The sequence below is a fragment of the Actinocorallia libanotica genome (assembly GCF_039525175.1).
Classification (GTDB): Bacteria; Actinomycetota; Actinomycetes; order Streptosporangiales; family Streptosporangiaceae; genus Actinocorallia; species Actinocorallia libanotica.
Genome location: NZ_BAAAHH010000032.1, coordinates 61,937 through 84,200, shown reverse-complemented (window position 1 = coordinate 84,200; position 22,264 = coordinate 61,937). Strand labels below are relative to the sequence as shown.

Annotated in this window: 20 protein-coding genes; 5 read left to right on the top strand and 15 right to left on the bottom strand. The window is 72.5% G+C overall.

What is annotated here, in order from left to right; translation table 11 throughout:
• Positions 1–39: 39 nt before the first annotated feature.
• Positions 40–816: an ABC transporter permease gene (locus ABD140_RS30520; protein ID WP_344244614.1), complete on the bottom strand. Its 777-nt coding sequence runs from the start codon at positions 814–816 to the stop codon at positions 40–42.
• The gene (locus tag ABD140_RS30515; protein ID WP_344244612.1) at positions 813–1,763 is read right to left on the bottom strand and encodes an ATP-binding cassette domain-containing protein; all 951 of its coding nucleotides are present in this window, start codon (positions 1,761–1,763) and stop codon (positions 813–815) included. The genes ABD140_RS30520 and ABD140_RS30515 overlap by 4 nt, the downstream gene beginning before the upstream one ends.
• 49 nt (positions 1,764–1,812) lie before the next feature.
• Here ABD140_RS30515 and ABD140_RS30510 point away from each other — a divergent pair, with 49 nt between their 5' ends.
• Together ABD140_RS30510 and ABD140_RS30505 are read left to right on the top strand one after the other, a co-directional pair.
• Positions 1,813–2,556, top strand: coding sequence for a TetR/AcrR family transcriptional regulator (locus ABD140_RS30510; RefSeq protein WP_344244610.1), 744 nt, complete (start codon positions 1,813–1,815; stop codon positions 2,554–2,556).
• Positions 2,553–3,158: an AAA family ATPase gene (locus tag ABD140_RS30505; protein ID WP_344244608.1), complete on the top strand. Its 606-nt coding sequence runs from the start codon at positions 2,553–2,555 to the stop codon at positions 3,156–3,158. Before ABD140_RS30510 ends, ABD140_RS30505 begins: the two co-directional genes overlap by 4 nt.
• 23 nt (positions 3,159–3,181) lie before the next feature.
• Here the strand turns inward: ABD140_RS30505 and ABD140_RS30500 are convergent, their stop codons facing one another.
• Positions 3,182–3,658 (bottom strand): Lrp/AsnC family transcriptional regulator, encoded by a 477-nt coding sequence (locus ABD140_RS30500; RefSeq protein ID WP_344244606.1) that lies wholly within the window; start codon positions 3,656–3,658, stop codon positions 3,182–3,184.
• 130 nt (positions 3,659–3,788) lie between these two features.
• Between ABD140_RS30500 and ABD140_RS30495 the strand changes: the two genes are divergently transcribed.
• On the top strand, positions 3,789–6,083 hold the full coding sequence (locus ABD140_RS30495) for a transketolase-like TK C-terminal-containing protein (RefSeq protein ID WP_344244604.1): 2,295 nt from the start codon (positions 3,789–3,791) through the stop codon (positions 6,081–6,083).
• Positions 6,084–6,098: 15 nt separating this feature from the next.
• On the opposite strand, the gene ABD140_RS30490 is transcribed toward ABD140_RS30495, so the two are convergent.
• From ABD140_RS30490 to ABD140_RS30470, 5 genes are all read right to left on the bottom strand, one after another.
• Positions 6,099–7,133, bottom strand: a complete 1,035-nt coding sequence (locus tag ABD140_RS30490; protein WP_344244602.1) for a tyrosine-protein phosphatase — start codon at positions 7,131–7,133, stop codon at positions 6,099–6,101.
• Between the two features lie 157 nt (positions 7,134–7,290).
• Positions 7,291–8,862 carry an FAD-dependent monooxygenase gene (locus ABD140_RS30485; RefSeq protein ID WP_344244600.1) on the bottom strand — a complete coding sequence of 524 codons (1,572 nt, stop codon included), beginning with the start codon at positions 8,860–8,862 and terminating at the stop codon, positions 7,291–7,293.
• A 200-nt stretch (positions 8,863–9,062) separates the two neighbouring features.
• Entirely contained in the window at positions 9,063–10,256 is a 1,194-nt protein-coding gene (locus ABD140_RS30480; protein ID WP_344244598.1) for an erythromycin esterase family protein, read from the bottom strand.
• 143 nt (positions 10,257–10,399) lie between these two features.
• Positions 10,400–11,785 carry an SMI1/KNR4 family protein gene (locus tag ABD140_RS30475; RefSeq protein ID WP_344244596.1) on the bottom strand — a complete coding sequence of 462 codons (1,386 nt, stop codon included), beginning with the start codon at positions 11,783–11,785 and terminating at the stop codon, positions 10,400–10,402.
• A 244-nt stretch (positions 11,786–12,029) separates the two neighbouring features.
• On the bottom strand, positions 12,030–12,842 hold the full coding sequence (locus tag ABD140_RS30470) for an enoyl-CoA hydratase (RefSeq protein WP_344244594.1): 813 nt from the start codon (positions 12,840–12,842) through the stop codon (positions 12,030–12,032).
• Between the two features lie 165 nt (positions 12,843–13,007).
• On the opposite strand from ABD140_RS30470, the gene ABD140_RS30465 reads away from it, so the two are divergent.
• Together ABD140_RS30465 and ABD140_RS30460 are read left to right on the top strand one after the other, a co-directional pair.
• Positions 13,008–13,814 (top strand): nucleotidyltransferase, encoded by an 807-nt coding sequence (locus tag ABD140_RS30465; RefSeq protein WP_344244592.1) that lies wholly within the window; start codon positions 13,008–13,010, stop codon positions 13,812–13,814.
• Positions 13,815–13,936: 122 nt separating this feature from the next.
• Positions 13,937–14,818 carry an SDR family NAD(P)-dependent oxidoreductase gene (locus tag ABD140_RS30460; RefSeq protein WP_344244590.1) on the top strand — a complete coding sequence of 294 codons (882 nt, stop codon included), beginning with the start codon at positions 13,937–13,939 and terminating at the stop codon, positions 14,816–14,818.
• Between the two features lie 37 nt (positions 14,819–14,855).
• Here the strand turns inward: ABD140_RS30460 and ABD140_RS30455 are convergent, their stop codons facing one another.
• The 7 genes from ABD140_RS30455 to ABD140_RS30425 all read right to left on the bottom strand — a co-directional run bounded on the left by ABD140_RS30455 (position 14,856) and on the right by ABD140_RS30425 (position 22,065).
• Positions 14,856–15,776, bottom strand: a complete 921-nt coding sequence (locus tag ABD140_RS30455; protein ID WP_344244588.1) for a glycoside hydrolase family 16 protein — start codon at positions 15,774–15,776, stop codon at positions 14,856–14,858.
• Complete coding sequence (locus ABD140_RS30450; protein ID WP_344244586.1) at positions 15,763–17,181, bottom strand: glycosyltransferase family 2 protein; 1,419 nt, start codon at positions 17,179–17,181, stop codon at positions 15,763–15,765. Before ABD140_RS30450 ends, ABD140_RS30455 begins: the two co-directional genes overlap by 14 nt.
• On the bottom strand, positions 17,160–17,708 hold the full coding sequence (locus tag ABD140_RS30445) for a glycosyltransferase (RefSeq protein WP_344244584.1): 549 nt from the start codon (positions 17,706–17,708) through the stop codon (positions 17,160–17,162). The genes ABD140_RS30450 and ABD140_RS30445 overlap by 22 nt, the downstream gene beginning before the upstream one ends.
• 160 nt (positions 17,709–17,868) lie before the next feature.
• Positions 17,869–18,621 (bottom strand): GntR family transcriptional regulator, encoded by a 753-nt coding sequence (locus ABD140_RS30440; protein WP_344244582.1) that lies wholly within the window; start codon positions 18,619–18,621, stop codon positions 17,869–17,871.
• Positions 18,621–19,403: a tryptophan synthase subunit alpha gene (trpA, locus tag ABD140_RS30435; protein WP_344244580.1), complete on the bottom strand. Its 783-nt coding sequence runs from the start codon at positions 19,401–19,403 to the stop codon at positions 18,621–18,623. Before trpA ends, ABD140_RS30440 begins: the two co-directional genes overlap by 1 nt.
• Positions 19,400–20,611 (bottom strand): tryptophan synthase subunit beta, encoded by a 1,212-nt coding sequence (gene trpB, locus ABD140_RS30430; protein ID WP_425544168.1) that lies wholly within the window; start codon positions 20,609–20,611, stop codon positions 19,400–19,402. Before trpB ends, trpA begins: the two co-directional genes overlap by 4 nt.
• 116 nt (positions 20,612–20,727) lie before the next feature.
• Positions 20,728–22,065: an aminotransferase-like domain-containing protein gene (locus ABD140_RS30425; RefSeq protein ID WP_344244578.1), complete on the bottom strand. Its 1,338-nt coding sequence runs from the start codon at positions 22,063–22,065 to the stop codon at positions 20,728–20,730.
• Positions 22,066–22,264: the final 199 nt, after the last annotated feature.

Sequence of the window (22,264 nt, the reverse complement as noted above, 5' to 3'; positions counted from 1 at the left end):
GCCCGCCTGCCGGGGGTGCCGGCGGGCGGGGGTTGGTGTTCAGGTGGAGGTTCGGCGGCGGAACAGGGAGGCGGCGGCGGGGGCGCTGATAGCCACGATGCCCGTCAGCCAGGCTGCGGTGAGGGCGCCGGAGGAGCCCATTGGTAGGCCGAGGAGGAGGGATCTGAGTGTGTCGACGACCGGGGTGATCGGCTGGTGGTGGGCGAAGGCGCGCAGGAGGGGCGGCATGGTCTCGGCCGGTACGACGCCGTTGGAGAGGTAGGGGAGGAAGAGGACGACGAAGCTGAAGGCGCCGGCGGCCTGGGAGGAGTCGACCAGCAGGCCCCAGAGCACCGACAGTGAGGACATCGCCAGGACGTAGCCTGCCGCGACGGCCAGGACCAGGAGCCAGTCGGTGGGGGAGGCGTTCGGGCGGAAGCCCAGGAGGAGGGCGGCGGCCAGTGCGAAAACGCAGGCCGCCACGTTGCGGGCCAGCGAGGCGACGACGTGCGCGGCGGGGATCACCCAGCCGCCGACCGGCAGGGTGCGGAAGCGGTCGATCATGCCTCCGGACATGTCCTCGGCGATGCTCACGGCCGTCAGCGCGGCGCCGTACCCGCCGGACATGAGCAGGACGGCGGGCACCACGAAGTCGATGTAGTCCAGCCCGCTGGAGCCGGTGGTGATCGCCCCGCCGAAGACGTACACGAACAGCACCATGATGATCACGGGCAGGGCCAGGTTCACGATGAGGCCGTCGACGAGACGCGACTCGCGGCGCAGGTTGCGCACGACGAGAAGGCGCAGATCGCCCGCCGGGGTGAGGACCGCGCTCATGCGGCGACCGCCGTGAGCTCGAAGAAGACGTCGTCGAGGGTGGGGGAGCGCAGCTCCGTGCGCTCGATGGCGACACCGGCGTCGTGCAGCAGGTTCAGCGTGTGGCGCAGATGGTCGGGGCCGTGGGCGGCCAGGGTGATCTCGCGGTCCCCGCCGTCCGCCCCCGCTCCCGCCTCGCCGAGCGCCGACCTGGCGCGCGGGGCGTCCTCGGCGCGGGACAGGCGCAGGACCAGGCGTTCGGTGCCGACCTGGCGCTTGAGCGCGGCGGGGGAGTCGTCGGCCACGACCCGGCCGCCGTTGATGACCGCGACGCGGTCGGCGAGCCGGTCGGCCTCCTCCAGGTACTGCGTGGTGAGGAGGATGGTGGTGCCGGAGCCGAGCAGTTCGCCGATCACCGACCACAGCTCGGCGCGGCTGCGCGGGTCGAGCCCGGTCGTGGGCTCGTCCAGGAAGAGGATCCGCGGCTCCGACACCATGCTCGCCGCGAGGTCGAGCCGCCGCCGCATCCCGCCGGAGTAGGCCGCGATCCGCCGGTCGGCGGCCGCGACCAGGTCGAAGCGCTCCAGGAGCTCCTGCGCCCGCCGCCGTGCGTGCCGCCGGCCCAGGTGGGAGAGCCCGGCGAACAGCTCCAGGTTCTCCCGCCCCGTCAGCAGCTCGTCCACCGTGGCCTGCTGGGCGGTCAGGCCGATCATCCGGCGCACCGCCGCGCCTTCGCGCGCGACGTCGTGGCCGCCGACCGTCACGGTGCCGCCGTCGGGCTCCAGCAGCGTGGTCAGGACGCGCACCGCGGTGGTCTTGCCCGAGCCGTTGGGGCCGAGGAGGGCCAGCAGCGAACCGGTGGGAACGGTCAGGTCGATCCCGTCCAGCACCCGTGTCGAACCGAAGGACTTCGTCAGGCCCCGGACGAGGACGGCATCTGTGAATGTCGTACTGTGTATGAGCGTCATAGTTTTAAAGTAGTGCACAATCCTCGAAGCGAGTCAAGGAGGAGTTCCGATGGCGCAGGAGCGGCCGCTGCCGTCCGTGGTGCAGCGCATGTGGGGGCGCGAGCCGGTCTCGCGACGGGGCCCGCGGCCGCGCCTGGACCTGGCCACGATCACCGATGCCGCCATCGGGATCGCCGATGCCCAGGGCCTGGCCGGGGTCTCCATGGCCGCCGTGGCCTCGCGGGTCGGGGTGGCGGCGACCGCCCTCTACCGGTACGTCGACAGCAAGGAGGACCTGCTCACCGCGATGGCCGACGGGGTCGTCCCGCCGCCGCCCGAGCCGGACGGCACGCCCTGGCGCGACTACCTCGCCCGGTGGACCCGGATCCAGCGCGACCTCCTGCTGGAGCACGCGTGGCTGCTGTCGGTGGCGCGGCTCGTCCCGCCGCTGGGCCCGCGGCGGCTGCTGTGGCTCGACCGCGCGCTGACCGCCCTCGACGGCACGGGGCTCGACCCCGGCGAGAAGATCAACGTGGTGACCTCCCTGACCGGATACGCGCTCACCGACGCCGCCCTCGTGCACGGCCTCACCGGCGGGGACCCGCAGATGGAGGGCGCCGCGATCTCCGGAGCCGCCGACTACGGCGAGGTCCTCGCCGGCCTGGTCGATCCCGAGACCTACCCGTCGCTGACGGCCGTGATGAGCACGGGCGTCCTGGGCGGCGCCGAGGGCTGGGTGGACGACGGCGACTTCACCTTCGGTCTCGACCTGCTGCTCGACGGCGTGGAGGCGCTGATCGGGCGGAAGGGGTGAGGAGGGGCGGCGCCGCGCCGGGCGGAGAGGACGCGGCGGACGCGCGCCGGGAGCGGATTCGCCGGTACGTGCTGACCGGGGCCCCCGGCGCGGGCAAGACCACGATCGCCCGCCGGCTGAGGGAGCGCGGGCACGCGGTGATCGACGAAGCGGCCACCGACGTCATCGCGTACGGGCAGTCCCGCGGTGACGAGGAGCCCTGGAACGGCCCGAAGTTCCTTGAAGAGGTCGTCCGGATGCAGCGGCGGCGCCAGCAGGCGCCGCCCGCCTCCGGGACGGCCGTGCAGTTCTACGACCGCTCCCCGCTGTGCACGCTGGCCCTGGCCCGCTACCTGCGGCATCCGGTGCCCGCGGCGCTGGACGCGGAGATCGACCGCATCAGGCGTGAGAACGTCTACGAATCACGGGTCTTCCTCATCCATCCGATCGGGTTCATCGTCCCCACCGCGGCACGCCGCATCTCCTTCGAGGAGTCGCTGGCGTTCGCGCGCGTCCATGAGGAGGTGTACCGGGCGCACGGCTACGACCTGGTGGACGTGCCTCCGGGCACCGTCGAAGAACGACTGGCCCTGATCGAGGAGCGCGTCCGAACGCCGTCGTGACCGTGTGACCCGGTCGAGGGGTTTCAGTCGGCCGCCCGGCGCAGGAGAGGGGCGACGCGATAGGGCACGAGGCGGCGCATGGCCAGGGCGGTGCTGGAGCGCTCGATGCCGGGCACGGCCAGGATGAGGCCCGCGATGCGGTAGAGGTCGTCGGCGTCCTTGGCGGCCACGTGGATGAGGAGGTCGACGGTGCCGGAGATGCCGTGGACCTCCAGGACCTCGGGGACGGCGGCGAGGGCGGAGGCGGTCTCGTCGAGGCGGCGCTGGGTGACCTGGGCGGTGATGAAGGCGGTGAGGGGGTAGCCGAGGGCCTCGGGGGAGACGCGGCGTTCGAAGGTGTCCAGGGCGCCGGTCCGCTCCAGGCGGGTGAGCCGGGTCTGTGCGGTGTTGCGGGCGATGCCGGTGCGCTCGGCGAGGGCGACGGTGGTGGCGCGGGGGTCGTCCGCCAGGGCGAGCAGGAGGCGGGCGTCGATGGCGTCGACGGTCTCGGTGCTGGGCACGATGGTCCTTCCGGGGAGGGGTGGGCTCGGAACTTTTGGGCAGAACGCTCAAAATTCAGCCTCTGTATTGAGCATCTCACCACGCCGTTGCTTCAATCACGGGCATATAGCCGTGAACACGGAGGTGGCGATGGGCGACACGTACAGGGTGCTGCGGGAGATCGAGGACCGGGTGCTCTGGCTGTCCACGGCCATGGTCCAGCACGCCAACCGGGCGCGGCCGAACACCTCGGGGCTCAAGGTCGGCGGGCACCAGGCGTCGTCGGCCTCGATGGTGACGATCATGACGGCGCTGTGGTTCAGGCACCTGCGCGCCGAGGACCGGGTGGCGGTGAAACCGCACGCCTCCCCGGTGCTGCACGCCGTCAACCACCTGCTCGGCCGGCTCGACGGCTCCTACCTGACCCGGCTGCGGGAGTTCGGCGGGCTGCAGAGCTACCCCAGCCGGACCAAGGACCCCGATCCCGCCGACTACTCGACGGGATCGGTGGGCATCGGGGCGACCGCGCCGATCTGGGGGGCGCTCGCCCGCCGCTACGTCGAGGGCGCGTTCGGCGGCGCGGGTACGGGGCGGCAGTACTCGCTGATCGGCGACGCGGAGCTCGACGAGGGCGCGGTGTGGGAGGCGGTGCTCGACCCGGGCGTCGCCGAGCTCGGGGAGGTCGTCTGGGTCGTCGACCTGAACCGGCAGTCGCTGGACCGCGTCGTCCCCGCCATCGCCGCCGGGAAGCTGCGGGGCATGTTCGAGGCCGCGGGCTGGCAGACGATCACCCTGAAGTACGGGCGGGCGCTGGAGGAGCTGCTCGGCCTGCCCGGCGGCGAGGCGCTGCGGCGGCGGATCGACGAGATGCCCAACGCCGAGTACCAGCGCCTCCTGCGCTGCGACGTCGCAGAGCTGCGGCGGCGGCTGCCCGGTACGGGACCGGACGTCGGCCGGATCGCCGAACTGATCGGGGGAGTCGAGGACGCCGCCCTGAAGCACGCGCTGGCGAACCTCGGCGGCCACGACTTCGGCGCCCTCGACGAGGCTTTCTCCGCCATCGACGACACGCGGCCGACCGTCATCTTCGCCTACACCGTCAAGGGTTACGGCCTGGCCACGCAGGGCCACCCGCAGAACCACTCCGCCCTGCTCACCGACGCGCAGCTGCGGGAACTGGCCGCGCGGACCGGCGCCGACCCCGACGACCCTTGGCGGCCCCTCCCGCAGGACGGCGCCGCGCACGAGCTGTGCCTGCTGACCGCGCGCCGCCTCGCCCGACCGGAGATCCCCCTCCGGGAACCGCCCGCCCTGCCGGCGGACATCGGCAGGACCCCGACGGGGAAGGCCACCACCCAGGCGGCGCTGGGCCGGGTGCTGCTCGACCTGACCCGGCAGGCCCCGGAGGCGGCCCGGCGGATCGTCACCGTCAGCCCCGACGTCAGTTCCAGCACGAACCTGGGCGGCTGGGTGAACAAGGTGGGCGTGTGGTCGCCCAGCGAGCGCACCGACTGGTTCTCCGACGACGGCGAGACCATCCTGCACTGGAAGGAGACGCCGGGCGGCCGCCACATCGAACTCGGCATCGCCGAGGTCAACCTGGTGGGCCTGCTGGGCGAGCTGGGCGCGACCTGGAGCCGGTGGGGCAGCCCGCTGCTGCCCATCGGCGTGGTCTACGACCCGTTCGTGGAGCGGGCCCTGGAGCCGTGGTCGTACGGCATGTACGCGGGCGGGCAGTCGATCCTGGTGGGCACGCCCTCGGGGGTGACGCTGGCGCCGGAAGGCGGCGCGCACCAGTCGATCAAGACGCCGTCCATCGGCCTGGAGCAGCCCGGCTGCACCGCCTACGAGCCCGCCTTCGCGATCGACACCGAGTGGGCGCTGCTGGCGAGCCTGGCCCGGCTCGGCAGGCCGGACGGCGGCTCGGCCTACCTGCGCCTGTCCACCCGGCCCGTCGACCAGGCGCTCGCCGCGGTCCCCGCCGACCCGGCGGCACGGGAGCGGCGCCGCGGGCAGGTCGTCGCGGGCGCCTTCGCCCTGCGCCGCGCCGCGGACCTCCTGGTCACCATCGCCGCGATGGGCGCCGTGGTGCCCGAGGCGCTGGAGGCGGCGGCACGCCTGGAGCAGATGGACATCGCCGCCGACGTCGTCTGCGTGACCAGCCCCGACCTGCTGTACCGGGCGCTGCGCTCACGCCAGGGCCGCGACGACGCCCCGACCTGGATCCTGGACCAGGTGTTCCCGCCGGAGAGGGCGGCGCCCCTGGTCACCGTCCTCGACGGGCACCCGCACACGCTGGCGTTCCTGGCGACGGTCAACCGGGTGCCCTCGATCGGGCTGGGCGTCACCCGGTTCGGCCAGTCCGGCTCGCTCGAGGACGTCTACCGCCACCACGGCCTGGACACCCCGAGCATCGTCCACGCGGCACTGGACCTCGTGGACTGATCCGGACGGCGGGCGTCAGCCGACGAGGAGCGACTTCTTCAGGGCGCGGAGTTCGCTCGTGGAGAGGCCGAGCATGCGCTTGCGGTAGTCGTCGAAGCCGCGGTACTTCGCCTTGACCTCGGCGAAACCCGCGTTCAGGTACTCGGGACGCACGTCCAGGAGCGGTTTGGAGAACGCCGCCACGGCCGGGGGCACGGCGTCCAGGACCGCCGAGTCGGTCTTCGCGCGGTAGCGGTTGCTGGCCAGGTAGTCGGCCATGACCGTGGCGCGCGGGACGCCGAGGAGGGTGAGCAGGGAGGCGCCGATCCAGCCGGTGCGGTCCTTGCCGGCGGTGCAGTGGAAGACGACGGCGTGCGCGCGGTCGTCGGCGAGGCCGTCGAAGACCCTCCGCAGGGCGGGCCTCGCGGTGGGGGAGGCGGCCATGGCCTTCTCGGTCTCGACCATGTACTGGACGCCGGGATCGGGCTTGGTGAGGTCGACGCGGACTTCGGCGTTCTTCAGAAGGTCGGCCACGACGTGGCGGGCGCCCCGCGGCACGCGGTCGGGGCCGGTGGCGCGCTCGGTGGCGGTGCGCAGGTCGTAGACGGTCTTGATGCCGAGGCGCTTGAGCCTGGCGAGGTCGGTCCGGGAGAGGCGGCTCAGCGCTTCGGAGCGGTAGACCTCTCCCATTCTCACCCACTGGCCGCCGGCCGTGCGATAACCGCCGAGGTCCCGGAAGTTGACGGTGCCGTCGAGCTTGACGAGCCGGTCGGCCAGCCGCAGCGAACCGCCCTTCTCCGGAACGAAGACGAACCACTGGCGGTCGGCGGCGGGCAGGCCGGAGACCCGCGCCGTGGCGCTGCCGTCCCCGCGCGCCACGGTCCTCCCGCCGGTTTTGACGACCACGCGCCGGACGCCGGGTGCCTTCCAGCGCAGCGTGTAGGAGCCGTCGCCGTTGGCCTTGACCGTGGCTTCGGTGAAGGGGATCCGCCGGTTCCGCTCGGGCTCGTCCGGCTGGGCGGCGGCCGCGGGGGAGACGAGGCCGAGGGGGAGGCTGGCCGAAAAAGCCACAACGGAGGCGATTTTGGCCGGTCTGGCCAGGATGGGGCTTTCATGTGGTTGATGATGAAACTTGTTCATCAAAGAAGCCAGAACGCCGGACGAACATTCTGCGAATGCCCTCCGGCCGAGCGGCCTGGGCGGCCGGCACGGGCATCGCGGCGGCGGGTCAGCCGACAGCCTCCCTCGGCACGGCGGCCTCCTCGTCCTTTCCAGGGGCGCCGAACCAGGTGGAGAGCGCTTCGCGTAGTGCGGGTACGGCGGTGCCGGCGGGTTCGCCGACGGCCGCGGCCCAGGCGATATGGCCGTCCGGGCGGATCAGCAGGGCGTCGGCCGGCCGGTCACCGGTTTCGGCGGTGTGGAGGTCGATGCGATGCCGTCGGCCTCGGGCGGTTTCGCGGAGGTCCGCGCGGTCGGCGAGGTCGAGCAGGACGGGTCGGGCGGAGCGCAGGAGGCGGGCGACGCTGGTGGCGCCCTGGCCGGTGCGCAAGGCGAGGTCGGGGGCGAAGGAACCGGCCAGCGGGTGGGGGCGGGAGCCGGGCATCGGGTAGCGGATGTCGGTGCCGGCGACGAGCGCTCCCATGCGGCGCAGCGGCTGCTCGTCGCCGAGCAGCTCCTGGAACACCTCGCGGAGCGCTTCGGCGGCCGGGTCGTGCCCGCGCCGCAGGGCCACCTGGGCACGGGTGTGCAGCAGGGTGCGGGCGCCGGCGAGGTGGCGTTCGTCGTGGTAGGTGTCCAGCAGGCCGGGCGGAGCCCAGCCTTGCAGGTCGGCGGCGAGCTTCCAGGCGAGGTTGACCGCGTCCAGCATGCCCGCGTTGAGCGCCACCCCGGTGGCGGGGAACAGATGCGCCGCGTCGCCGGCCACCATGATGCGCCCGCTGCGGTAGCGCTCGGCCTGGTGGGCCTTGAAGGTGAACCGGGACAGCCGCGTCGACCCCACCGGAGACAGGCGCGCGCCGAGCACGCGGTGGACGCTGTCCTGCAGCTCGGCCAGGGTCATCGGGACGTCGTCGTCGTATTCGGCGGTCTCGTCCTCGACGGTGTAGAGGGAGACGGACCGGGAGCCGGGCGAGGAGCCGACGCCGAGCAGGCCGTGATCCGTGCGGGTGAACCCCGCGCGGATCGTGCCGAAGCCGGGGACGTCGAGATCGCCGTTGGCGAGCACGGTCACCGTGTCGGGCAAGGTGACCTGGGCCAGCCGGTTGACCTCGGGATAGGTGGTGCCCGGGAACGGGATTCCGGCCAGATCCCGGACCCGGCTGCGCGCGCCGTCGCACCCTACGAGGTAGCGGGTGCTCACCCGGGACGTCCCGTCCGGGCCCCGCACGTCCACCCGCACCGCGGCGTCGTCCTGGTTCGCATCGATCACCTCGTGCCCGCGGCGGACGTCGACGCCGAGTTCACCGGCGCGCTCGTCGAGCAGCAGCTCGAGTTTCTGCTGCGGTAGCGGCAGGGCGTGCAGCGGCGGGTCCGCCAGCCGGGTGAAGTCCAGGTGCACCCCGCCGAACGGGAACCGGGGCGCCGGCGCCGGGCCGGGGCAGGCCGCCTCGAAACGCTCCAGCAGGCCTCGGCGGCGCAGCAGTTCCAGGATCTGCCCGCCCAGGCCGCCGGCCTTGGGGATGTCGCGCCGCCGCGGATGCCGTTCCAGCACCAGCGGCCGCACCCCGGCCAGCCGCAGTTCGGCGGCCAGCATGAGGCCGGTCGGTCCGGCCCCCGCAATGATCACGTCGGCGTCCGTCACGGGTCGCGCTCCTCACTGGGTCGTACGACACGGCACGTGCCGTGTCGTACGACCCAGCGTGCGGGAACCGTCCCTTCCTTGTCAAACCGAACATCGGGCACGGTGGCGTCGTGCACGCCCGTCACCGCTCCGCCGACCGGATCGAAACGATCATGCGGGCACGGCCCTTCGGCCGGGAGCCCGAGACGCGGACTTTCTGGCTAGCTCCGCCGGGCGTCCTTGACGAACACGACCCCGTCGGCGCCGGTCAGATGGGCCGGGTCCAACGGGGAGTAGCCGTACCAGGGGGAGGTGCGGGGGGCGGGCGCCGCGTCGGCCAGCCGGCGGGCGTCGGCGACGTACCGGTCCTCCGGGAGCGCGTACAGGAGGCCTTCGACGGTGTCCGGGGGCGGGACGTCCACACCGTGGTGGCGGATCGTGCCGAGGGCCGTGGCGAGGAAGGCGTAATCGCCGCCCAGCCGCGCGCCGGCGATCGCTCCGGCGCTCCACCACTCCACCGGCAGTCCGCCCATCCGCATCATGCTCTTGTTCCGCTGGAGGTGCCCGTTGTGGGCGTACACCAGCGCCGGGCCCCGCTCGGCGAGGGCGAGCAGATTGTCGGCCATCATCGACGCCCGCACGCTCAGCAGCCACGCCATGCGGCCCGGTGAGGTGTCGGCCATCCAGAAGTGGTACCGCAGCAGCCCGGCGGCGGTACGGCCGTACATGCGGGCGCAGTCCCAGTCGTCCTGTGACGACACCGCGATCAGATGGGGCATCTGCGCGCCGAGCAGCGCCACCAGGTCGTCGGCGAGCAGCCGCAGCCGCTCGGCCTCGGCCGTCCGCCCCACGGACCGGGACGGATCCCGCATCGCGGCGGGCTCGGTCCACCGGTCGTCGGCGCCGAGCAGGCGGTCGAGCGTCTCCGCGGTGCAGGGAAGCAGCTCCGCGTCGACCCGGGCGGCGAGGTAGGCGTGGAGCGCGGTGAGCGCCTGCCGGGGGCTCGCGGCCCCGGTCACCTCCAGTGGCCCGTCGAACCCGGCGAAGCGCAGCCGCTCCGCCGCGGGCCGCCCGTCGTTGTACTCGCGCATCCAGCCCACCAGCTCGCGATTGGCCGCGCACGCGTTGAACCACCCGTGACTGAAGCCGCGCTCCATGACGTCGTCGAGGTCGCCCGCGCCCGAGACGACGTAGTCGTCCACGACCCGCCCCATCATGCAGTCGCTCTCGATCGCGACCGTCCGATAACCCTCCCGTTCGACGAGTTCGCGAAAGAGCTCGTTGCGCAGCCGGAGCAGCGTGTCCTCGCCATGGGCGGGTTCCCCCAGCGCGAGCAGCCGCGGCCGTCCCGGGAGCAGCCCCATGACGGCGGCCGCGTCGGCGGCATGGACGGCGTCCTTGATGTCAGTAGCCATGCCTTCAACGCTATCTTTGAAGCAACGAGTGAAACTTATCCGCGTCGTTGGCGGGATGGCGAAGGAAAACCTTCAAACAAGAGAACAGGTTCCGGTTCCCTTGGGGAAGACGTCGGCGCCGACCGGGTCGAGGAGCGGGGCGGTCAGAGGGCGCCGGTGGTGTGGAGGGCGGCGGTGGTGTCGAGGCCGAGGTGCGCGGCCCAGGCCAGCGCTTCGGAGAGCGGGGCGTGGTCGTCGGCCAGGCGGGCCGCGGCGAGGGCCGGCGGCAGTTCGGCCGCGTTGAACAGCGTGTTCCACTGGTGGGCGGTGAGGGAGAGGTAGCGCAGTTCGTGCAGGTCCGCCAGGACGGTCAGGTCGTGGACCTCCGCGTGGGAGAGGTCGAGGCAGCGCAGGTTCGGGGCGGTGCGCAGCGGGGCGATGTCGATCGGGGAGGCGGTCGCCAGGTCCAGGGAGGCGAGGTGGTGGTGGCCTTGGAGGGGCGTGAGGCCGCCGCCGTGCAGGGTGACGCGCAGGGATTCGACGGGCTGCCGGGCCAGCGGTGCCAGATCGGTGGTGGCGCAGCGGTTGAGGTGGAGGCGGCGCAGGCGCGGGGCGGCGGTGAGCGGTGCCAGGTCGACGGTGCCGGGGGCGTCGTTGACGTGGAGGGCCTGGAGGTCGGGCGGGACGGTGTCGGGGAACTCGCCGACGATCGTCTCGGGGCCGGACGGCCGTTCGGGGTCGTCCAGGAAGAGGTGCCCGTCGTCCTTCTCGTAGCAGCCCCGGTCCAGTAGTTCCAGGTAGCGGCCGAGCAGGGACGTCACCGAGTCGGCGATCCGGGCGGGGCCTTCGTCGTGGTCGCGGCCGGTCCGGATGACCTGTCCGGGACGGCCGTCGCGGGCCGGGGCCAGGTCGACGGCGAGGTAGTTGCCGTCCTCGCCGGTGCCGAAGGGCAGCCAGCCGGGGTGTCCGGAGCAGCGCCGGACGGTTTCGGGCGGGTCGGCGTCGAAGACGACCCGGTCGCGGGCCAGCTCCCAGGTCGGCGGGTAGGGGACGGACAGGTCGGTGTGGACGGAGGCGAGGCTCTTCAGCGGCAGCCAGGAAGCGCCTCCGAACAGGTACAGGTGCGCGTCGCCGTCGGCGAGCGCGTACAGCGCCCGCAGGTCCTCGGGCAGCCGGTGGCCGATGCGGTGTTCGGTCTCCTCGATCGCGGCGGCGGACGCCGGAGGCGGCAGCGTTTCGGCCCGCCCCAGAATGTCGGCACGTCTGCGCAGGTACTCCTGGAACCGGGCGACCGCCAGCACGGGATCGCCTGCGGGAGCCGCGGTACCGCCCTCTTGCGTGAAGCCGGGTTCGGGCAGCCGGTGATCGGAATCCAGAACGGCTTGGAACCCGCCGCCCCGTCCGCGCAGAGAAGTGACCGCGTCGGTGAAGGCGGTGAACCCGTACGCGCCCGACGGCCGGCACACGATCTCCAGCCCGGTGCGCGCCCATCCCCGCGCCTCGCGTACCGCCTCCGCCAGCTCGCGCAGCTCCTCGAACGGCGCGGACACGCTATGGCCCCAGGAAGAACTTCCAGGAACGTCATAGGTGCCGGACACCGAGATCGACCCCCGCCCTGCCGTACTGGCCAGCACAGCCCGCGTCCACCCGCGGGGCGCCTTCGCGACGACTCCTTCGACGATCCGCCGCACAGCCCGCTCGACCATGGGCTTCCCCCCTCTTCCCGGCACCGGCCCGATCATCGCAGGGCACGGTGACAGAAAGAGGTGGGTCGGACCAGGGTGGATTCCAGGGTCAGTTCTGTGACTGTGCTTTGCCGCGGTCGATGATGGCCTGCCTGCGCGCCTCCACCTTCGCCGGGTCGAAGGTCGCCTTCAGCCATCCGGTGGAGGTTTCGAACTCCACGCGGTAGCCCTCGCCGATCTGGGCCTCTTCGATCGCCTTGTAGGAGGCGAGGTAGGTCTGGACGGCCGCCGGGTCGTTGGAGGCGATCGTCGCGGCCAGGGCCATCGCGGTCGGGATCAGCTCGTCGGCGGACACGACCTGGGTGAGCAGGCCGACGCGCAGTGCCTCTTGGGCGTGCAGGTAGTCGCCGGTGAGGCTCATCCGGCGGGCCGTGCCCCGGCCGACGGCCAGCGGCAGCAGCACCGACAGGCCCCAGCCGGGCAGGACGCCCACCCGGGCGTGCGTGTCGGCGAACGAGGCGTGCTCCGAGCCGATCAGGACATCGCAGTTCAGCGCGAGCTCGAAGCCGCCGGTGACGGCCGGGCCGTTGACCGCGCCGATGAGCGGTGTGCGCAGCGGCGGCCAGGGGGCGTTCGGGGCGGCACCGGGGCCCGGCGTGCCGAATCCCAGGTTGCCGCCGCTGGATCCCAGCTCCCGCAGGTCCAGGCCGGCGCAGAACGCCTTGCCGTTGCCCGTGAGGACGATCGCGTGGACCTCCGGGTCGGCGTCCAGCTCCGCCAGGGTCCGCAGGAGGGCCGTCATGAGCGCGCTGTTGAGCGCGTTGCGCGCCTCGGGGCGGTTGAGGCGGACCAGCGCGACCGCGCCGGCCCGCTCCACGATCACGATGTCCTCGGCCTGCGGGTTCTGTTCGGTGCCGGTCATGGGAACTCCTCACGCGTCAGGCCACACAGGGCGCTCGAAACGCATCGATCCTGACAAACCGGGTTGTGGCGGCCGTCACCGGGCTCGCAGAAACCGGGGGACCGGTCGTTCCGTGCGGCGAAAACCCCTTCGCGGGCGGCGCGGAAGGCGCGGCAGAGTGCTCCCATGACGCATGAAGGCCTGGACGCCGACGGGTTCATCGCACGGGAGGGCTCCTTGAGCCGCGTGCAAAAGGAGTTCTCAGCAGTGGTCGACGCCGCCCGCGAGCAGATCACCACGGCCTTCGGCCCGGCACAGCTGCACAGCGCCTACCTCTACGGCAGCATCCCGCGCGGCACCGCGATCCCCGGCGTCTCCGACCTCGACCTGCTGCTGGCCCTGCACCACGAGCCCACCACCGCCGACCGGGCCGGCGCCGACGCGCTCGAAGCCGAGCTCAACGCCTCCTTCGCCCAGATCAGCGGAGTCGGCGTCCTGCTGTTCGGCAAGGCCACCCTGCTGAGCGAGCTGGAACGCCACGACCTCGGCTGGTTCCTCGCCTGCCTGTGCACTCCGCTGCTCGGCCACGACCTGGCGACGGGACTGCCCCGCTACCGCCCCACCCCCTTGCTCGCCCGCGAGACCAACGGCGACCTGGACCTGCTACTCCCGCGGTGGCGCGAGCGGGCGGCAGCCCTCATCGCGGACGCCGAACGCCGGGCGCTCCACCGCGCCGTCGCCCGCCGCGTCGTCCGGACCGGCCTCACTCTGGTCATGCCGCGTTGGGGCGGCTGGACCAGCGACCTCACCCGTTCCGCCGAGGTGTTCGCCGTCCACTACCCCGAGCGCGCCGACCAGATGCGCCTCGCCGCGGTGACGGCCCGCGACCCGGCGGCGGATCCGGCCGTCCTCGGCATGCTCCTGGACGACCTCGGCCCCTGGCTGGCCGCCGAGTACACCGCCGTCCACGGCCGGAAGGCCCCGCGGCCCTGAGGAATCCGCCCGGTCCCGTTGTGCCGCCACCCCGTTCTGTGACTACATGAGCGTGAAGATCTCCGGCCGCGACGGCCGACCGCTTCCGCCGTCCGGCTGAAGTGAAGAGCGAAGGAGACGAGATGACGCGCTGGAGCGCGAAGGACATCCCCGACCTGACGGGGCAGACCTGGCTGATCACGGGTGCGACGAACGGCCTCGGCCTGGCCACCGCCCGCGCGGCGGCCGCGAAGGGAGCCCGCTTGATCCTCGCGGTCCGGGACGTCTCCCGGGGCGAGCAGGTCGCCCGTGAGCTCGGTACGGCCGAGGTCCTCGAACTCGACCTGGCCTCGCTCGACAGCGTCCGCGCGGCCGCGGCGAAGGTCGGCGCGGCCGACGTGCTCATCAACAACGCGGGGACGTCCGCGCGGAAGCGGGCCGAGACCGTCGACGGATTCGAGATGAACCTCGGCGTCAACTTCCTCGGCCCGTTCCTCTTCACCGAGCTCGTCCTGCCCCAGGTGAAGAGGCGCGTCGTGATCCTCGGCTCGATGATGCACAAGATGGCGAAGTTCTCCTTCGACGACCCCGACTTCCGTACCCGCACCTGGACGAAGTCCGCCGCCTACGGCCAGTCCAAACTCGCCGACATGCTGTGGGGCGCCGAACTGTCGCGCCGCCTGCAGAAGGAGGGCCGCGGCGTGGACGTGCAGCTCGCCCACCCGGGCTGGGCCGCGACCAACCTGGGAAACCCCGCGGGGAACTCCGTACTCGGCCGCCTCATCGACCCGCTCATCCCGCTCATCGCCCAGCCCGCCGACCGGGCCGCGCTCCCCACTCTCTACGCCGCCACCCAGCCCCTGGAACCGGGCGGCTACATCGGCCCGGACGGCCCCGGCGAACTCCGCGGCCACCCCAAGCCCGTCGGCCGCTCCGAAGCCGCGGCCGACCCCGACCTGGCCCGCCGCCTGTGGGAGTTCGCCGAAGCCGCGACGTCTCCGCGCACCTCGACACCGGGCGGATGAGCACGCACCGAATGCCCCTTGAGCCGGCGGACACGGCTCAAGGGGCCGTCTTCTGCAGGTTCTTCGGCTGGTAGACGCGTACCCAGTCGACGGACATGTCGGCGGGGAACCGGGTCGTCCGGTCGGGCGGCCCTTGCCAGTCGCCGCCGATCTGGAGGCTGAGGATGATGTTCATCGGCTGGTTGAAAGACCAGCCCTTGTAGCGTTTGAGCGTTCCGTAGGGCTTGCCGTTGACCCACCAGCGGACGTGCTCGGGGGTCCAGTCGACGCCCACCACGTGGTAGCGGGTGTCGAGCGGCTGCTTGAATTCGGCCTTCGTGTCGATGACCTTGTCACTCTGGTGCGCCGCGCCCAGGATGGCGGTGGGCCAGGACCCCACGACCTCCGTGATGTCGATCTCGGCGTACTTCTTCGATCCGTACGGCTGGTTCTTGGACTGGAGCCAGAAGGCGGGGAAGACGCCCTGGCCGAGCGGGAACTTGATGCGGGCGGCGAACCGGCCGTAGGCCAGGTCGAAGCGCCCGGCTGTCTGGATCCGCCCCGACCGGTACTTGCAGGGCCCGTACCAGCACTTCTGCCCGTCCTTGTTCTCCGTGGCCGAGATGACGAGCTGCCCGCCGCCGGTCTGCCGGACGTTCTCGGGGCCGAAGTAGGCGAGCCCTCCCACGCCCCAGCCCTTGCGGTCGCCGGACAGGAGGCTCCACTTGGTGGTGTCGAGGGAGCCTTCGCCGTCGAACTCGTCCGACCAGACGAGGTCCCAGCCCTTGCTGGTCAGCTGCTTTGACGCGGGGTCGATCGCCGGGGCGAGCGCGGGCTTCGGGGGTCCGGCGTTCACCGGCTCGTCCTCGGCCGTCAGGTGGACGAAGGACCCGAAGGCCAGGGCGCCGCCCGCGACCAGCGCGGTGACGATCTGCATCCGCGCGCCCCACGACTGCTTGGGCGAGTTAACGCCGCTCATCGCGGCCCCCGTGACCGTCGGGAGCGCCTTCGAACCACTGCCGCTGCGGCGTCGGCCCCCACACGCCCCGGGGCTGCTCCGCGGGGTCGGCGAGCGTCGCCGCGGGGGGGCGGCCGAGGAGGTCGAGCCGTTCGGCGTGCTGCCACAGGCCCTGGGCGGGCATCCCCCCGGACGGATGCGGCGGCCGTACGCCCGGAGGCGGCGCAGGCGGGCGGAACGATCCGCCCCGGAGCGGGGCCTGGGGTGGGGGAACGCCGGGTCCCCGTGCTCCCGCCTCGGGAGAGCGGCCGATGCGGACCGGCTCCTGCGGGGGCGGGAAGCCGGGCGTCGGCCGGCCGGGCCCGCCGTAGGGCTGCCGGGGAGGAGGAGCCATCGGGGGACGCCCCTGCGGCGGTGCGGGCCGCATGTGCGGAGGCACCGGCGGCATGCCGGGTGCTTGGCTTGCGACGGGGACGGGTCGCATGGGGGCCGGCGGGCGCTGCCGTCGTACCGTTCCAACGGGGACGGGCTGGGAGACGGTGGTGGAGAAGACGGAGGCCACGGGACGCCGCTGGGCTTGCAGGTAGGCGTCCCGGTCGAACCTGGGGACCAGTGTCTCCTGCGGGAGCGGGGGGCCGGCGGGCCGGGCGGTGGGGTCCGCGGCGACCTCCACCTGCTTGCGGGTGCCCCAGGAGGAGGTCTGGAGCGTCATCAGGGACCAGACCCGGATCGGCAGGAGCAGCAGGATGTGCATCAGCCCGTACAGCGGGGCCATCAGGAAGATGCCCAGCTTCTGCAGGAGGTTGAGTCCGGGCCGTGGCAGGTCCGGGTAGCGGACGGACCGCAGGTAGCCGAAGCAGACGATCATGATGGCGTACTGCGCCAGCAGGAACCGTCCGTGCAGGATCGGGAAGACGACCAGCGAGTAGAGCAGGGTGCAGGTGAAGACGAGCCAGGTGGCGATCTCGACGAACGACAGGAAGAACGCCATCGGTCGGCGAAGGGGGAAGGTCTTCAGGCACCAGAGCGTCTCGCGGAAGAACGAGCGGTTCCAGCGGGACTGCTGGCGCAGGTAGTGGTTCATCCGCTCGGGGACGGCGGTCTCGGCGATCGCGCTCGTCTGGATGAGGACCTGCCCCTCCATGAGGCAGTAGTTCGTCAGCCGGCGGTCGTCGCCGACGCCCGCCGGCTGGCCGAGGAACATCTGGGTGCGGAAGTCGTCGAGGTACTTGTGGACGACCCAGCCGCGGTAGGCGGCGAGCGAGCCGCAGCAGCACAGGACGCTCTTGAGCATCGAGTAGGCCGCCCGCTCGTACAGGAACGCGTTGGCGTAGCGCAGTTCGATCAGCCGGGTGAGGACGTTGACCTTGTAGTTGTAGGCCAGGACCATGCCGGTCGCGCCGGTCACCTTCTCGTCCGCGTACATGGGCGCGAGCAGCTCTTCGAAGGCGTACTCGTCCAGGACGGTGTCGCTGTCGACACCGATGTAGACGTCGGCGTGCGGCGCGGTGAGGAAACCCCGGCCAGGGCCTCGCGCTTGCCCATGTTCCTGGGCTGGCGCAGGACGAGCAGCCGGATGTTGTGCTCGATGAACGTCCCGGACAACGACTCGGCGACGCGCGCGGCGTCGTCGGAGGAGCTGCCGTCGTCGACGACCATCACGGTGCGCGGCGGCTCGCTCTGCTCGGCGATCGTCATGAGGCAGCGCCGCAGGATCTCGGGGTCCTCGTTGTAGATGGGCACGATGACCGCCGCGTCCAGCAGGTCCTCGCGGCGCACCCGCGGCCGGCGTTTGGGCGTGTAGATCAGGGCCAGGACCAGCTTGACCGTCAGCAGGCCCAGCAGGATGTACCCCAGGGGGCCGAGATCCGAAGGCGTGGCGTAGCGGTAGGCGACGTACCCGAAGAACGCGAACGCGATCGCACTGCCCCACCGGGAGGCCTTCCTACGCACTTTGATCCTCCGGCAGGGCTTCTGGTGCTCAGATGTTGCTCAGTAGCCGGAGAGGTTACCCGTATTGGTGGGGTATGGGTGATAAGTGGTTGAAGCTGCAACCAAATGGCAACCTGTGTCACCCCCCCGGTGACTCCGCGGGAGGAAGGCGCTCCGGGCGCTAGAGGTGCTGGGGGACCCACTCGAGGGAGAGGTCGGCGGCGGCGCGGTCGGCGCGGATCTCCAGGGCGTCGCCGACGATGGTCGCCTGGTCGAGGACGACCGCGAGGCCGTCGGCGTCGTAGGTGAGGCGCTCGCTGAAGAAGACGGGGCCGCCGGGGGAGCGGTCGAGCAGCCGGGCGACCGGACCGGTGAGGAGGGCGGGGCGGATGCGCTCGGTGGCGCGATGGATCCGTACGCCCGCCTCCGCCAGGACCGTGTAGAGGGGGGAGCCGCCGAAGTCGGCGCCCTTGATCGCCGAGGCGATCGGCTCGGGGATCCAGGACACCTGATGGATGACGGGCTGCCGGGACAGATGGCGGACGCGCACCAGGCGGAGGCCCTTGTGCCCGGCGGGCAGGCCCATGGGCCTGGTCAGGCCCGCCGGAACCGGCCGCAGGGTCGTGGAGATCACCTCGGTGTGGACGGGGTGGCCCTGCCCGCGCAGCTCGTCGCCGAGGCTGTTCAGCGCGTCGAGGCGGTACGCCGCGTGCGGCGGCGCCACGAAGGTGCCGCGTCCCGGCTGCTGGACGATGAGACCGTCGTCGTTCAGCACCTGGAGCGCCTGCCGCAGCGTCATGAGGGTCACCCCGTAGGCCGTGCTGAGCTCGCGTTGCGGCGGCAGTGCGTCGCCCGCGCGGTACCGACCGGAACGGATCTTCTGGGCCAGGTCCTCGGCGATGGCGCGGTAGCGGGGCACACGGCCGCTGTTCATCAGGCTCCCCGGTCGAGTGCGTTGCGGATGCTCGCCACATACTCTCCCAGTTCCGCCGGGGCGGCGCCGTCGAGGAGGCGGCGCATGAGCGCCGAGGCGACCACCACCCCGTCCGCGCACGGAGCGAGCGCCGCGGCCTGGTCGGGCGTCGATATCCCGAAGCCCAGCAGGACCGGACGGTCGGTGAGGCCCTTCAGCTCACCGGCCAGCCGCTGCGCGCCCCCGGGGAGCCGTTCGCGTTCGCCGGTCGTGCCCATGTGCGTCACCGCGTAGACGAACCCCCTGCTGCGCCGGCCGATCTCGCGCAGCCGGGCGGCGGAGGAGGAGGGGGCCGCGAGGAGGACGAGGTCCAGGTCCTCCTCGGCGGCGGCCTTCTCGAGATCCCCGACCTCCTCCAGAGGCGAGTCGGGCACGATGAGCCCGCGCAGGCCGCTCTCGCGCAGCGCGGCGCAGAACCGCCGCGGTCCCCGCTGCTCGACCAGGTTCGTGTACGTCATCGCGACGAGCGGCACCGCGGCGTCGAGCCGGGCGAGCTCGGCGAGGATGCCGCGCGGCGTGGCGCCCGCGGACAGCGCCCGGTCGGAGGCCTCCTGGATCGTCGTCCCGTCCAGCATGGGATCGGAGAAGGGGAAGCCGATCTCGATCGCGTCGGCCCCGGCGTCCGCGTAGGCGCGGACGACGTCCGGCCAGTCGCCGGTGACGCCCGCGGTGACATAGGGAAGGAGCAGCGGCCTGCCGGAGTCGCGCCGTCGGCGCAGGTGTGCTTCCAGGGCGGGGGTCATCGTGCCTCCTTGAGGGTGGGGAGGTCCTTGTCCCCGCGGCCGGACAGGGTCACCATCACCGTGGATCCGGGCTTGATCTCGCCGGTCCGGACGGCTCGCAGCACCCATGCGAGGGCGTGCGCGGACTCGAGCGCCGGCAGGATCCCCTCCGTTCGGGCCAGGCGGTGCAGCGCCTCGACGACCTCCTCGTCATCGACCACCGCGTACTCGGCTCGCGCGATGTCCCGCAGATGGGCGTGCTCGGGACCGATGCCCGGGTAGTCGAGGCCGGCCGCGATCGAATGGGCCTCGGCGACCTGCCCGTCGTCGTCCTGGAGCACCATCGAACGGAAGCCGTGCAGGACGCCGGCCCGGCCGAACGTCGCCGCCGCTCCGCCCTCGGCCTCGACCCCGACCAGCCGGGCCGTCGTGTCGACGAAACCGGCGAACGTCCCGGCGGCGTTGGAGCCCCCGCCCACGCAGGCGACCACGTGGTCGGGCACTCCGCTCGGCAGGCCGGCCGCGCACTGGCCGCGGGCCTCCTCGCCGATGACGCGCTGGAACTCGCGCACCATCCACGGATAGGGGTGCGGCCCCATGACCGATCCGATGCAGTAGTAGGAGTCCGCGGCCGACGACACCCAGTGCCGCATCGCCTCGTTGCAGGCGTCCTTGAGCGTGCGGCTCCCCGAGGCCACGGGCACGACCTCCGCGCCGAGGACCTCCATGCGCAGAACGTTGAGCGCCTGCCGTTCGATGTCCCGCGCGCCCATGAAGACCGTCGTCTCCAGGCCGAGGAGCGCGCCGGCGGTGGCGGTGGCGACGCCGTGCTGCCCCGCCCCCGTCTCGGCCAGCAGCCGCCGCCTGCCCATCCGCCGGGCGAGCAGGGCCTGCCCGATGACGTTGTTGATCTTGTGCGACCCGGTGTGGGCCAGATCCTCGCGCTTGAGGAGCAGGGTGACGCCGAGCTCCTCCGACAGCCGCCAGGCGGGGGTCAGCGGGGTCGGCCGGCCCGCGTACACGGTGAGGAGCGTCTTCAGGCGCCCGCGGAAGTCGGGGTCGGCCCACGCGTCGCGGAAGGCGGCCTCGACCTCGGCGCACGCCGGGACGAGCGACTCGGGCACGTACCGGCCGCCGTACTCCCCGAACCGGCCCGTCGCCCCGGGGTCGCCCATCCCGTGCCGGGCGACCGGATGGGCCGGCCCGCTCGGCGAAGTCAACTCGCCCATGATGCTCGCTCCCGTCGTTCTAGATCTCTTGCCATCTGTTCTAGAACAGTAGCCGAAATCGTTCTCCCCGGGAACCCGGTTCTTCGGCGCGGGGCGGCGGGGCCCGGCCGATCCGATCACTCGGCCATCAGGTCGTCCGGGGCGGATCCGGCGAGCTCGGCGAGCGTGCCCAGCGCCTGGGAGAGGGCTTCGGCCGGCGGGGAGGCGAGCCCGAGGCGGACGGCGTTCGGGGCGCGGTACCGGCCCACGGCGAAGGCCGCCGCGGGGGTCACGGCGATGCCGCGGCGTGCGGCGGCGGCCACGAACGTGTCGGCCCGCCACGGGTGCGGCAGCTCCCACCAGCAGTAGTAGGAGTTCGGGACGCCGCGGATCGAGAACCCTCCCAGATGCCGGGCGACGAGTTCCTGCCGGGCGGCCGCGTCCCGCTGCTTGGCGCGGCCCACCGACCGCACGGCGCCGTCGTCCAGCCAGCGGGCGGCGGCGTCCAGCGCGAAGCGCGTCGGCGCCCATCCGCCGGAGCGCAGGGCCGTCGCCATGCCGGAGGAGAGCGCCCGCGGGACGACGGCGCACCCGACCGTCAGCCCGGGGGCGAGCCGCTTCGACAGGCTGTCGATCAGGACGGTCCGTTCGGGCGCCAGGGCGGCGAGCGGCGGGAGGCCGTCGTCCAGGAACGACCAGACGGCGTCCTCGATCGCGTGGAGGCCGAGCCGTTCCAGGACGTCCGCGATCCCCGCCCGGCGGTCCAGGGGCATGGTGGTCGACAGCGGGTTGTGCAGGGTGGGCTGGAGGTAGACGGCGTTGAGCGCGGCCTTGCGGGCGGCGGCCTCGATCGCCTCGGGCACGAGCCCGGCCTCGTCGACGCCCAACGGCACCAGGGTGATCCCGAGCCGGTTCGCGATCGCCTTCAGGACCGGATAGGTGAGCTCCTCCACGCCCAGCCGGGATCCCGGAGGCGCCAGCGCGGCCATGGCCGCGGCGATCGCCTGCCGTCCGTTGCCGGCGAACAGCACCTGCTCGGGGTCCGGCCGCCAGCCCGCGCGCGCGAGCAGATCGGCGAAGAGCTCCCGCGCCGAAGGCGTGCCGGCCACGCCGACCGGTCGCATGGACGACTCCAGGACGTCGGGGCGGAGCAAGGAGCCGATGCCGTGGGCGAGCAGCTCCGCCTGCCCGGGCACGACGGGGTGGTTGAGCTCCAGATCGACCCTGGTTCCGGCGGGTTCGGCGAGCGCGGGGCCCGGCACCCGGCCGGCGGCCCGGACGAACGTGCCGCGGCCGACCTCCCCGACCGTCAGGCCGCGGCGGGACAGCTCCTTGTAGACCCGGGCGGCGGTGGAGGCGGCGATGGCGCGCCGCCGGGCGAACTCCCTTTGCGGCGGCAGCCGGTCACCCGGCCTCAGCCGTCCGGCCGCGATGTCCGCGGCCAGCTCGTCGGCGACCCGCAGGTAGTCGTCCACGTCCGTCTCCTCCTCCGGGCGATCCGAAAATTGCTCCGAGAACATTTTCCTCTATTGCATTGAAATGGAGGGCGGAGATACTGTCAATGCACGCCGCTGAATCGGTGTGAATGGGAGGCCGTATGCTTTCCCGCCGATTCCGGCGTTCGTCGGCCATCGGCCCGTCGTGATCCGTATGACCCGCGTGAAGGAGGCGTCC

What these genes read in the sequence shown, in the direction of transcription:
- ABD140_RS30520 (WP_344244614.1), bottom strand. Translation starts at nt 816, where the DNA reads ATGAGCGCGGTCCTCACCCCGGCGGGCGATCTGCGCCTTCTCGTCGTG.
- ABD140_RS30515 (WP_344244612.1), bottom strand. Translation starts at nt 1,763, where the DNA reads ATGACGCTCATACACAGTACGACATTCACAGATGCCGTCCTCGTCCGG.
- ABD140_RS30510 (WP_344244610.1), top strand. Translation starts at nt 1,813, where the DNA reads ATGGCGCAGGAGCGGCCGCTGCCGTCCGTGGTGCAGCGCATGTGGGGG.
- ABD140_RS30495 (WP_344244604.1), top strand. Translation starts at nt 3,789, where the DNA reads ATGGGCGACACGTACAGGGTGCTGCGGGAGATCGAGGACCGGGTGCTC.
- ABD140_RS30480 (WP_344244598.1), bottom strand. Translation starts at nt 10,256, where the DNA reads ATGGCTACTGACATCAAGGACGCCGTCCATGCCGCCGACGCGGCCGCC.
- ABD140_RS30470 (WP_344244594.1), bottom strand. Translation starts at nt 12,842, where the DNA reads ATGACCGGCACCGAACAGAACCCGCAGGCCGAGGACATCGTGATCGTG.
- ABD140_RS30465 (WP_344244592.1), top strand. Translation starts at nt 13,008, where the DNA reads ATGACGCATGAAGGCCTGGACGCCGACGGGTTCATCGCACGGGAGGGC.
- ABD140_RS30460 (WP_344244590.1), top strand. Translation starts at nt 13,937, where the DNA reads ATGACGCGCTGGAGCGCGAAGGACATCCCCGACCTGACGGGGCAGACC.
- ABD140_RS30455 (WP_344244588.1), bottom strand. Translation starts at nt 15,776, where the DNA reads ATGAGCGGCGTTAACTCGCCCAAGCAGTCGTGGGGCGCGCGGATGCAG.
- ABD140_RS30450 (WP_344244586.1), bottom strand. Translation starts at nt 17,181, where the DNA reads ATGTACGCGGACGAGAAGGTGACCGGCGCGACCGGCATGGTCCTGGCC.
- ABD140_RS30440 (WP_344244582.1), bottom strand. Translation starts at nt 18,621, where the DNA reads ATGAACAGCGGCCGTGTGCCCCGCTACCGCGCCATCGCCGAGGACCTG.
- trpA (WP_344244580.1), bottom strand. Translation starts at nt 19,403, where the DNA reads ATGACCCCCGCCCTGGAAGCACACCTGCGCCGACGGCGCGACTCCGGC.
- trpB (WP_425544168.1), bottom strand. Translation starts at nt 20,611, where the DNA reads ATGGGCGAGTTGACTTCGCCGAGCGGGCCGGCCCATCCGGTCGCCCGG.